Genomic DNA, 9,891 nt, shown 5'->3' with positions numbered 1-9,891 from the left:
CTACCGAACTACGCGATAGCTTCTTCGAAAAATTTGCCACCGCAGGAAAGAAGAAGGGCACCGGATTAGGAACCTATATTGCTAAACTGGTAGTAAACATGCACCAGGGATCTATAGCTTACCATAGCAGTGAGGAGTACGGAACCGATATTGTCATTCTTCTACCTCAGTAAAAACATCTCGTGAGACGAAGTAATCTATACTACTCTCCTACCGTATAATCAACCACAAACACATCTTCTAGTACGTTTAATTCACCGAGCAGGCCACCAAATTTCTTGTGTTCAGGGTGAGGCAAATAGGTATCGCGAGCTTCAGCGTCTTCAAAAGTGAGTAAGTAGACGTGAGTAAAGCCCATATTTTTTCCTTCAGGACTGTTATTGATTCCGTGCTCAAAAGACACAATCCCCGGAATAGTATTTTGTAAATCGCGAAAGCTGTCGGTAACTTTCTGAATATCCGCTTCCGAAGCATCGGCTTTGTATTTGAATACTACTACGTGGCGAACGTGATCATTATCGGATTGAGCAAAAGCAGTCATAGTGAAAAACGTTAATAAAAAGAGTAAGCAAATAAGTTGTCGCATAATACACCAAGATTAGGTTAGACCGAAATATACGATTTTTCGGTTTACCCGAACGGGTACATCCGTACAAACTCCCAGGGGCCATTCCGATATTCCCATAACTGCAGTCCGGTTCCAGTGGCTGTAAATGGCTCAAACGACGGCGAAAGCTGCTCGAGCGTGCGCTGGGCTTCTTCCGGACTCACTTTGTTTTGTACCGTTACGTGCGGCCATAGTTGCTGTTGATCTTGGGGAGTAAGCCAATCATGCCATTGCCGAGAGAGCTGCCGGTGAATAGTTATCAGTCGTTCGCTTTTTAGCACAAAAGCCACTCCCCGGCCCATACTCTTTACTTTAGCCACTTCCAACGAAAGCTCTTGAGTGGCTTGGCTTACCTCGGTTAGTGTTTGAGAAATAGCGGATCGTTCTTGGCCGGGTAGTTTATGGAAAAGCGTGAGGTGGGCTTGTAAATAGTTTCGCTCCTTTGGAAAGTACTTTTCTCGAAGTCGATTAAAGTACGTCTGACTACTTTCATCTAAAGCCAGAGTAATAATGAGTGGATATTTGGTTTCCTTATTCATTGAGTGTTTTCACGTAGAAACATGATTAATTATATTCTTGCTGTTTTTGTTTGAAGGTTGATCGCCATAAAAATATGAGCCTAGACATTGTCTGGTTAGTCAGGTAGCCGTATTTTAGAAGTTTGAACACTACACCTTATTAATCTATGAAGACACTGATCACTTTTTTTATAAGCTTTTGCTTAATATCTGCTGGCTTGGCCCAATCCAAATTATCTAAAGATGATAAGTCCGTGCTGGCTGGCCTGGACGAAAAGCAGGAGCAGTACGCCGAGGTTGCCCACCAAATCTGGAACTACGCCGAATTGGGCTACCAAGAAGAGCAAAGCTCGCAATTGTTGCAAAAAACACTATCTGATGCTGGATTCTCGGTAGAGGCCGGAGTGGCCGATATTCCAACCGCCTTTGTGGCCTCCTACGGTTCGGGTGAGCCAGTTATTGCACTATTGGCTGAGTTTGATGCGCTACCTGGCATGTCGCAAACGGCTGTTCCCAAGCAGGAAATTAAAGAAGAAGGAAAAGGTGGACACGCCTGCGGGCATCACTTGTTTGGTACTGGCTCGGTAGCGGCGGCTATTGCAGTAAAGAGCTGGTTGGAAGAATCCGGTACTACAGGTACCCTGCGGTTGTACGGTACTCCTGCTGAAGAAGGCGGAGCCGGAAAAGTCTATATGGTGCGCGAAGGTTTGTTTGATGATGTGGGAGCAGTGCTGCATTGGCACCCGGGAAGCCGCAACAGTGCTAGTGCCCGTTCTTCCCTCGCTAACAAATCGGCCAAGTTTCGCTTCTACGGTAATGCCGCTCACGCCGCAGCGGCACCTGAGAAAGGTCGCTCAAGCTTAGATGGAATTGAAGCTATGAATATGATGGTGAATATGATGCGTGAGCACGTATCGGCCGAAAGCCGGATTCACTACGTGATTACTAAGGGTGGCGATGCGCCGAATATCGTTCCGGGTTTCGCTGAGTCCTTCTACTACGTGCGTCATCCTGAAATGCAGGAAGTGCGCGATATGTTTGAGCGAGTAGTGAAAGCCGCCGAAGGCGCGGCGTTAGGAACCGGTACCCGCATGGAGTACGAAGTAATTCACGGAATTTACAATGTACTACCCAACGAAACGCTGTCGGAGATGATGTACCAGAACTTACAAGCAGTGGGCGGAGTAAGCTACGATGAAGAAGAAAAAGCGTTTGCCGAGCAAATTCAGCAAACGTACGATCCCGGAGATGCTACTTTAGCTTCAGCGAATGAAGTGCAATCCTACACGGTGAGCAATCGGGGTACGGGTGGCTCTACCGACGTGGGTGATGTGAGCTGGATGGCTCCTACTGCTGGAATGTCGGCCGCTACCTGGGTGCCGGGTACTTACGCGCACAGTTGGCAGGCTGTTGCCGCTGGTGGAACCAGCATTGGTCACAAGGGAATGATGGTAGCCGCTAAAACACTAGCGTTAACCGCCATGGATATTTATCAGAAACCGGAGATTACGCAGACCGCGCGCGAAGAACTGATGCAAAAGAGGGGCGGTGACTTTGCCTACGAATCTCTGCTGGGTGACCGGGAGCCGCCACTAGATTACCGCAAATAACCTGGTATTGGTAATTAATAGATAAGTTAAAGCGATGAGGAGGTTTTTTTCTTTCGGTGAGCAAATCTTAGTATTGATAATATTATTGATTTGTCAATTGATAAGCCCAACTGAGCTTTGGGCGCAACCTTCCTGGTCGGTACACCTCCCTTCCATTGGCACCTTTTCCTCTCCCCGAACTACCGACCTAAATGGTGACGGAGTAAAGGATATTATTCTGGGCGCGGGAGCAGCAGAACTTACCCCGTCGGATTCGGCTATTATTGCGCTCGATGGTGCCAGCGGGGAAATGCTGTGGCGAGTAGCCGCTCGCGATCAGGTGTTCGGTTCGGCGGCACTCAAGGACATTGATGGCGATGGGGTAGAAGATGTAGTTATCGGGGGGCGTTCGGCCGTACTCAAAGCCATTAGCGGAGCGAGTGGGAAAGTGCTATGGGAATTTTTTCCCGCTGCCAAACTTAAAGAAGTTCGCAAAGCTAAGTGGTATAACTTTTATAATCCCCAGTTCATTCCTGACCAGGATCAGGATGGACTGGAAGATTTGTTAGTTTCTAACGGGGGCGATGTGCTAGTAGAAGCTTATGATCCCAACCGTCCGGCGGGCTATCTGATGGTGCTCAGCGCTCGAACCGGAGAGGTTTTAGCTAAGGCCGCCATGCCCGATGACAAAGAAATTTATATGTCAGTAGTAGCTATCCCTAGCTCAACTGAAAATGAGCTAACCGTAGTTTTCGGTACGGGGGGTGAAACCATTGGTGGTAATTTGTACGCCACTACCCTATCTGATATAATGCACGGAGATTTATCAGGAGCTAAACTGTTGTCTAGCAGCCCCAACAAAGGATTTATTGCTCCGCCAGTAGCGGTAGATCTAACGGGCGATACTGTTCCCGACATTGTGGCGATTTCAGTAGCGGGTGATGTGATTGCATTTGACGGAAGCACTTTTAAAACACTTTGGCAAACAACGCTGCCCAATACTGAGGCCTACAGTTCGCTAGCGGTAGGAAACTTTACCAGTGACACTATTCCTGACTTGTTTGCCTCTGTAGCCCAGGGCGAGTGGCCCAATCTAGAGTGGAATCGGCAATTTATGGTTAACGGTAGTAACGGAGCTATTGAGTTTAGAGATTCGTTAGGATTCTACCAGACAAGCACTGCGGTAGCTATTGACCTGACTGAAGACGGTCGCGATGAGATTATTATGAGTGTCAACTACCAGCAGGTAAATGAGTTGTACCAAAAGTTCTTCTACAATATGCTGGTAGCAATCGATATTGGTAGCGGTGATGTGCAACAACTGGGCGAGACCTGGGAAGGAAGCAATATTTCTTCTACTCCCTGGATTGGTGATCTGGACGGCAACGGAATGCTAGATATTATTTACTGTCACGGCACTGATCTACGACACACCTACACCTTTAGTGAAATGCAAATTCACCGCATTGCTACTGAACTTCCAATAAAAAAACCGATCAGTTGGGGAGCGTATATGGGCAGTTACTGTAATGGACTCTTTCAGAAATGAGCCTTTTTATAACTCCTTCACCATCAAATTGCGCCATCGTACCTTAATGCCACCCCCATCGTGAATTTGTAACGCAATTGAGCCATTAGCTTTTCCAATCTTTTCGTCCTGTAAATCTACCATAAGTTGCTCGTTAAGGTAGGTTTTCACCTGATCGCCTTTCACCTCAATTCGCATTTGGTTCCACTCGCCCATCTTTAGAATGTCTTCTTTTTCTTCGGGGATTTGCTCTAGCCAACCCCGTCCATACGATTCATAAATTCCCCCCGTATCGTTGCCGGGAGGGGCCACTTCTACCTGCCAGCCAGTGATTTTTGTGCCTTCAATTGATGAACGAAAAAACACACCGCTGTTCCCGTTAGCCTCCTGCTGAAACTCTAGCGTCAGTATAAAGTCTTTGTACGACTCATTGGTAGCCAGATAACCGTAGGCTTCGTCGGGGCCACTTTCGCATACTAACAAACCATCTTCTACGTACCATTTTTCGGTTCCGTAAATCTCCCAACCATCTAAATTCTCTCCGTTGAAAACAGATTTAAAGCCATCATTCTGAGCGCAGCTAGTGGTAGCAATACTTAAAAAAACAAAACAGCCTAGAAGGGAGATAAGATTTTTCATAGAGGCAATGATACTAATTTAGATTAGATCATACTAGTAAAAAGGTTCTAAGAATACTTAGCCTGAGTCTGAATCCAACGGTCGGGAATCTCCCCTTTTGTAGCCATTTCGTAGTCTGACTGGTCGCAGGGTACAATACTTTTGCGCTCATTTAAGCGATTGTTAGGAGGGGTAGGTACTTCCATCCACCACTTTTCGCTCTTCTTAGCTTTATAAAAAGTAATATGCTCGGGTACATCAGCTAGTGGTACTAAGTATTTAATGAAGTCATTACTTTCAAAGTCTTCTTCGTAGGTACGATGATAATAGCCTTCTATTAAGTACCAAATCATCACCGCTAATACTGCGGCGGTAGTTTGACGCTCATCATCAAAATCAGGATTGTATTCGTAGAACCCCGCCGAAGTTAGTCGTTCGCTGTGTCCGGCGTACCAACAAAGCTGGCAGGCCTCTTGCCCAGTGATACCAAACGGTTGTGCTCGGGCGTGCCCGGGTGCATCTGCCAACTTTATGGCAGAAATATCAAAGCTCAACATATCGGCTCCCCGCAGTACGGGTTCCATAGTGGCAATGCCTTGGTTCACTAACCCTAACCGGTAGCTATCAAAATAGAACTTATCTAGTAGAGCGGGTACATCATCATCTACCAAATAACTCTGATAGCCCATATGACTGTAATTTAACAGATAGTTAGGGTCATGCATTAGAATTTGATGAAGGTGATGCTGATTGGGTCGCAGGGTTTGCTCCGTCATTTGAGTACGTTCAATATCTATAAAGGCATCAACACAAAGCACTCCAATTAATTTTTCTAGCGTTTCGTAGGCTTGGTACTGGCCGTAGTCTAAATCGTGGGAGCCACCAATAAGTACTGGGAAGGTCTTATAATTGATGAGGGTTTCACAAACTTCGCGCACTCTTCCGTAGGTTTCCTCCAAGCTGTGCCCATTTACTAGATTTCCTAAATCTACTATTTTGTAAGCTCCGCTTCCTTTCTTAAGCTGGTAGAATGCTTTACGTACTGCATCGGCAGCCTGCTCCATTCCTTCGTCAAACTCACTACCCCGGTGTTCGCCCAGGCCAATCAGGGCAATGTCAGCCTCAGCATAGTTCGGAAATTCTTGAGTGAATACTTCAACTGATTTGAATACTGTATTCCGATGAGAACCCCATTCGTAAACGGTAGGATCAACTGGGCGAAAGAATAGACTTAAACTCATAGAATAAAGATTGTTCAGAAAACCGCTTAGCCAAAATAAAAAAAGGGAACGAAAATTCGCTCCCTTTCTTCTTTTTTATCAGAGATGGGTTACCCACCAAAATCATCAAATCGTATATTTTCGGGGGGTACTCCCATATCATCCAACATCTTTAGTACCGCAGCATTCATCAATGGAGGTCCGCAAAGGTAGTACTCCACTTCATCGGGATCTGGATGCTCGTTTAGGTAATTATCAAGAAGTACTTGGTGAATAAATCCGACGTAACCGTCTCCTTCACCCTCAAGGTTTTCTTTTACCTTCCAGTTATCCTCCTCTAATGGCTCGGATAGTCCGATGTGAAAGTTAAAATTAGGAAAGTCTTTCTCAATATCGCGGAAGTGATTCACGTAAAACAGTTCTCGCTTAGAGCGTCCACCGTACCAGTACGATACTTTACGGTCGGTCTTTTCAGTATGGAACAAATGGAAGATGTGTGACCGTAGCGGAGCCATACCGGCACCACCGCCAATGTAAATCATTTCCCGCTCGGTGGGGTTAATGAAGAACTCGCCGTAAGGACCAGAGATAGTTACCTTATCTCCTTTTTCGCGGGAGAACACATATGATGAACAAATACCCGGATTTACATCCATCCACTTACCAGCGGCACGATCCCACGGTGGAGTAGCAATCCGGATGTTTAGCATAATGATATCTCCTTCAGCCGGGTGGTTAGCCATAGAATAAGCTCGGAAAATTTCCTCATCATTCTTCATGGTTAAATCCCACAGCCCAAATTTATCCCAATCTTCCTGGAAGATATCCGGTTTATGACCTAACTCCGGGTGGGGGGCAATGTCCATTCCTTTAAAATTCACCGTAACCGGAGGTACATCAATCTGAATATAGCCACCTGATTCAAAATCTAGCGTTTCGCCCTGGGGCAATCTCACTACAAATTCTTTAATAAAAGTAGAGACATTGTAGTTGGAAACTACTTCGCATTCCCACTTTTTAATACCGAAGATCTCTTCGGGAATGCGGATTCGCATATCACTCTTTACCTTCACCTGGCACGATAGACGAACATTTTCTTTCTGCTCAGTGCGACTTAGGTGGCCAACTTCGGTAGGAAGAACATCGCCTCCTCCTTCATCGATAGCACACTTGCACATAGCACAAGTACCCCCTCCCCCGCAGGCAGAAGGTAAAAAGATTTTTTCACTGGATAAGGTAGAAAGTAACGTACTTCCGGCTGAAGCTACAATTGGATTCTCCTCATCGCCGTTAACAATAATCTTCACATCACCTTGCTGAACCAGTTTAGACTGAGCAAACAGTAGCAGTGCTACCAGAAGTAATATGACTATTGTAAAAGCTACAACTGCTGTAATGACAACTTGCGTCATGGGTTTATTTAGTTTGAATTACACCATAAAATGCACGGCAAATATATCTAATAAATCGATATAAAAATGTGCACAAACCTGGCTTTTCTTTTACCAGATACTGATTTGTAAAAATAACGATCTGCTTAAGAAAAAAGTTAGCATAAACCTCAAATTTAATAGTCGTACAGAGTTGCATTTGAAAATAGGTCGTTAATAATCTCTATTCGGCAATAGCTTTCATGGGTCATGTACTTTTTTCATAAGTACAAAGTGCTTTTATAACTGAAATAGGAAGCATTTAAAAAAAATAGTGTTAATTTATTGTATAATAATCATATATTTTTGTACATTTGTAATGTAATATTTTTAAGTGAAATCAATATTAGCATGAAAGAGTTACTTTTTCCACGGAAATTTAATATTAAAATGATAGCTGAGTCTATGGAACCAAAAGGTGTGCATCATACAGTAAATTATGCTACATCTTATGAAGAAACCTGGAACCATATACGAAGCGAAGTAAGATGCATTTATTCTAACTCGCCTAATTTGGCACCAGAAAGAAAAGTGCTGGCGTAGATATACCACAAAATTAAGCAGAAGCACGAGCTAAACGATCATTAATAGCCCGACCTAGTCCATAATTAGGGACAAATTCAGATAAGATTACCTTAATATAGGGGCGATCTAAATGGCGTAATGAAGAAAAGAGTCGCTGAGCTGCCTCGTTTAAATTGCCCGAAGCAGATAATACACACTGCCGGTTTTTTGGGATTTGCGGAAAAAAATCGCTAAACGAGATAATTCCCACCTCCGAATGGTGGTATTGTCGCAGTAATTCAGCCAAATTCCCAATAATAATTTTTTTTGATGGAGCGTAATGGCTTTTTAACATTCCTGGGGCGGAAGGCGATTCTTCTAGCTGATTAGAATAAGTTTGTACGTTGGGCACTACCGCTGTTAAATCTTCTAAAGAAATACCTCCCCAGCGGTATACCTCTACTCTGTTATCTTCTATTCCGACAATGGTAGATTCAATACCCACTGAACATGATCCTCCGTCTAGAATATAGCTTATTTTATCGCCTAATTGCGCTTCTACGTGGGCAGCCTGAGTAGGGCTGATGTACCCAAATGGATTAGCACTGGGGGCAGCTAATGGAAAATCAAGTTCTTTAAGTAAAGAAAGCGTAAGCGAATGCTGCGGTACTCGCACCGCTACTCGCTCTGAGCTTGCGGTCACTATATCCGGTAATGCATCGGTTTTTGGCAGCAGTATAGTAAGTGGACCGGGCCAGAATTTATCAGCCAACTTTTGAGCCAAAGGTGGTACAGATGCTACGTAGTTAGCTACTTTCTTTAGGCTATCAGTATGAATGATGAGCGGATTGAAAGATGGTCGGTTTTTTACCTCGTAGATAGTCGCTACAGCTCTGGGGTTTAAGGCATTTCCTGCTAAGCCGTACACGGTCTCGGTAGGGATAGCTACCAATTTCCCTGAACACAATAACTTCTTTGCATGCTGTACATCTGCTCCACTAACTGCCATAGCTGTTTCTGGTAGATAAATACCATTTAATAAGTATTGCTCAATAATATTAGTTATTAGAATAAAACCCAACAAATACTAAAATCTTCAGAAAGAGTGAGGAGTCAGAATCAGTCAAATCACCAGATATTATTTAAGTTATACAGTTTGTTATATAAATAATATTAATAGTGTATTTTAAAGTAATTAAACTCTGTTGGCTATAGGTAGGCCTTTAAAATAAGGTTTACCCTACTTTTCCTTAAAATGCATACTTGTTGGGTAAGCCTACCTAAACCTTACAGGTAGAGCTATTTCCAACTTGCTCAGCAAAAACTAAAAAAGAGGAACCGCGAAACTTCTACATTACATGCACTGAAAATCAGGGAGTTGGAGTACTAAATATCAAGTTGTAAGTTTGGTATTGAGTTCTAAAATACCTCAATATGACAAATAGAAAAATTAAGTTAGAGCATTTCGTAAACTTAGTTGCTATTGCAGCAGCCGACGGATATATGGATGCAAGGGAAAGGGAGTTTTTAGCCGAACGTGCCGAAGAAACAGGAATGAACGCCGAAGAGTTTGACCGCATTATTAAAGATGCCGATAAACTTCAGCATGTAGTTCCACTGAACCAAGTACAGCCCGAAGATCAAATAATGGATGCCATTTTTATATCTATTGTCGATGGAGAAATAGCAGAACAAGAGCATCAGCTTTGCGTAGATATGGCTTGCCGGTTGGGTCTGGACAAAGAAGCTGTAGAAGAAGCTATTGATGAAGTGAAAGCAATTTGGACCCGAGGTTAGTAGATACAAAGTAGTAGATCTAACTCAAAAGTGAAGTAAGGTGGCATTTTAAGCCACCTTTTTTTGTTTTACATATGCTC

General features: G+C 43.9%; 10 protein-coding genes. 4 read left to right on the top strand and 6 right to left on the bottom strand.

The window, feature by feature from the left end; translation table 11 throughout:
• On the top strand, positions 1-173 hold a 173-nt coding region (locus tag WBA23_RS12180), incomplete at its 5' end, for an ATP-binding protein (RefSeq protein WP_424582554.1).
• A 29-nt stretch (positions 174-202) separates the two neighbouring features.
• Here WBA23_RS12180 and WBA23_RS12175 read toward each other — a convergent pair.
• Both WBA23_RS12175 and WBA23_RS12170 read right to left on the bottom strand, forming a co-directional pair.
• Complete coding sequence (locus tag WBA23_RS12175) at positions 203-541, bottom strand: Dabb family protein (RefSeq protein ID WP_424582553.1); 339 nt, start codon at positions 539-541, stop codon at positions 203-205.
• Between the two features lie 89 nt (positions 542-630).
• On the bottom strand, positions 631-1,146 hold the full coding sequence (locus WBA23_RS12170) for a 2'-5' RNA ligase family protein (protein ID WP_424582552.1): 516 nt from the start codon (positions 1,144-1,146) through the stop codon (positions 631-633).
• 146 nt (positions 1,147-1,292) lie between these two features.
• Between WBA23_RS12170 and WBA23_RS12165 the strand changes: the two genes are divergently transcribed.
• Positions 1,293-2,735 (top strand): amidohydrolase, encoded by a 1,443-nt coding sequence (locus WBA23_RS12165; RefSeq protein ID WP_424582551.1) that lies wholly within the window; start codon positions 1,293-1,295, stop codon positions 2,733-2,735.
• 97 nt (positions 2,736-2,832) lie between these two features.
• Entirely contained in the window at positions 2,833-4,263 is a 1,431-nt protein-coding gene (locus tag WBA23_RS12160) for a PQQ-binding-like beta-propeller repeat protein (protein ID WP_424582550.1), read from the top strand.
• Positions 4,264-4,269: 6 nt separating this feature from the next.
• On the opposite strand, the gene WBA23_RS12155 is transcribed toward WBA23_RS12160, so the two are convergent.
• The 4 genes from WBA23_RS12155 to WBA23_RS12140 all read right to left on the bottom strand — a co-directional run bounded on the left by WBA23_RS12155 (position 4,270) and on the right by WBA23_RS12140 (position 9,023).
• A complete protein-coding gene (locus WBA23_RS12155) occupies positions 4,270-4,881 on the bottom strand; it encodes a 3-keto-disaccharide hydrolase (RefSeq protein WP_424582549.1) in 612 nt (203 codons plus the stop codon).
• A 47-nt stretch (positions 4,882-4,928) separates the two neighbouring features.
• Complete coding sequence (locus WBA23_RS12150) at positions 4,929-6,101, bottom strand: formimidoylglutamase (RefSeq protein ID WP_424582548.1); 1,173 nt, start codon at positions 6,099-6,101, stop codon at positions 4,929-4,931.
• Between the two features lie 89 nt (positions 6,102-6,190).
• Positions 6,191-7,492, bottom strand: a complete 1,302-nt coding sequence (gene nqrF / locus WBA23_RS12145) for an NADH:ubiquinone reductase (Na(+)-transporting) subunit F (RefSeq protein WP_424582547.1) — start codon at positions 7,490-7,492, stop codon at positions 6,191-6,193.
• A 574-nt stretch (positions 7,493-8,066) separates the two neighbouring features.
• A complete protein-coding gene (locus WBA23_RS12140) occupies positions 8,067-9,023 on the bottom strand; it encodes an L-threonylcarbamoyladenylate synthase (protein ID WP_424582546.1) in 957 nt (318 codons plus the stop codon).
• A 425-nt stretch (positions 9,024-9,448) separates the two neighbouring features.
• Here WBA23_RS12140 and WBA23_RS12135 point away from each other — a divergent pair, with 425 nt between their 5' ends.
• The gene (locus WBA23_RS12135; RefSeq protein ID WP_424582545.1) at positions 9,449-9,811 is read left to right on the top strand and encodes a hypothetical protein; all 363 of its coding nucleotides are present in this window, start codon (positions 9,449-9,451) and stop codon (positions 9,809-9,811) included.
• Positions 9,812-9,891: the final 80 nt, after the last annotated feature.

Source organism: Tunicatimonas sp. (genome assembly GCF_049647865.1).
In the GTDB taxonomy this organism is placed as follows: domain Bacteria; phylum Bacteroidota; class Bacteroidia; order Cytophagales; family Cyclobacteriaceae; genus Tunicatimonas.
This window is presented reverse-complemented; position numbering and strand designations above follow the sequence as displayed.

What these genes read in the sequence shown, in the direction of transcription:
- WBA23_RS12175 (WP_424582553.1), bottom strand. Translation starts at nt 541, where the DNA reads ATGACTGCTTTTGCTCAATCCGATAATGATCACGTTCGCCACGTAGTA.
- WBA23_RS12170 (WP_424582552.1), bottom strand. Translation starts at nt 1,146, where the DNA reads ATGAATAAGGAAACCAAATATCCACTCATTATTACTCTGGCTTTAGAT.
- WBA23_RS12165 (WP_424582551.1), top strand. Translation starts at nt 1,293, where the DNA reads ATGAAGACACTGATCACTTTTTTTATAAGCTTTTGCTTAATATCTGCT.
- WBA23_RS12155 (WP_424582549.1), bottom strand. Translation starts at nt 4,881, where the DNA reads ATGAAAAATCTTATCTCCCTTCTAGGCTGTTTTGTTTTTTTAAGTATT.
- WBA23_RS12150 (WP_424582548.1), bottom strand. Translation starts at nt 6,101, where the DNA reads ATGAGTTTAAGTCTATTCTTTCGCCCAGTTGATCCTACCGTTTACGAA.
- nqrF (WP_424582547.1), bottom strand. Translation starts at nt 7,492, where the DNA reads ATGACGCAAGTTGTCATTACAGCAGTTGTAGCTTTTACAATAGTCATA.
- WBA23_RS12140 (WP_424582546.1), bottom strand. Translation starts at nt 9,023, where the DNA reads ATGGCAGTTAGTGGAGCAGATGTACAGCATGCAAAGAAGTTATTGTGT.
- WBA23_RS12135 (WP_424582545.1), top strand. Translation starts at nt 9,449, where the DNA reads ATGACAAATAGAAAAATTAAGTTAGAGCATTTCGTAAACTTAGTTGCT.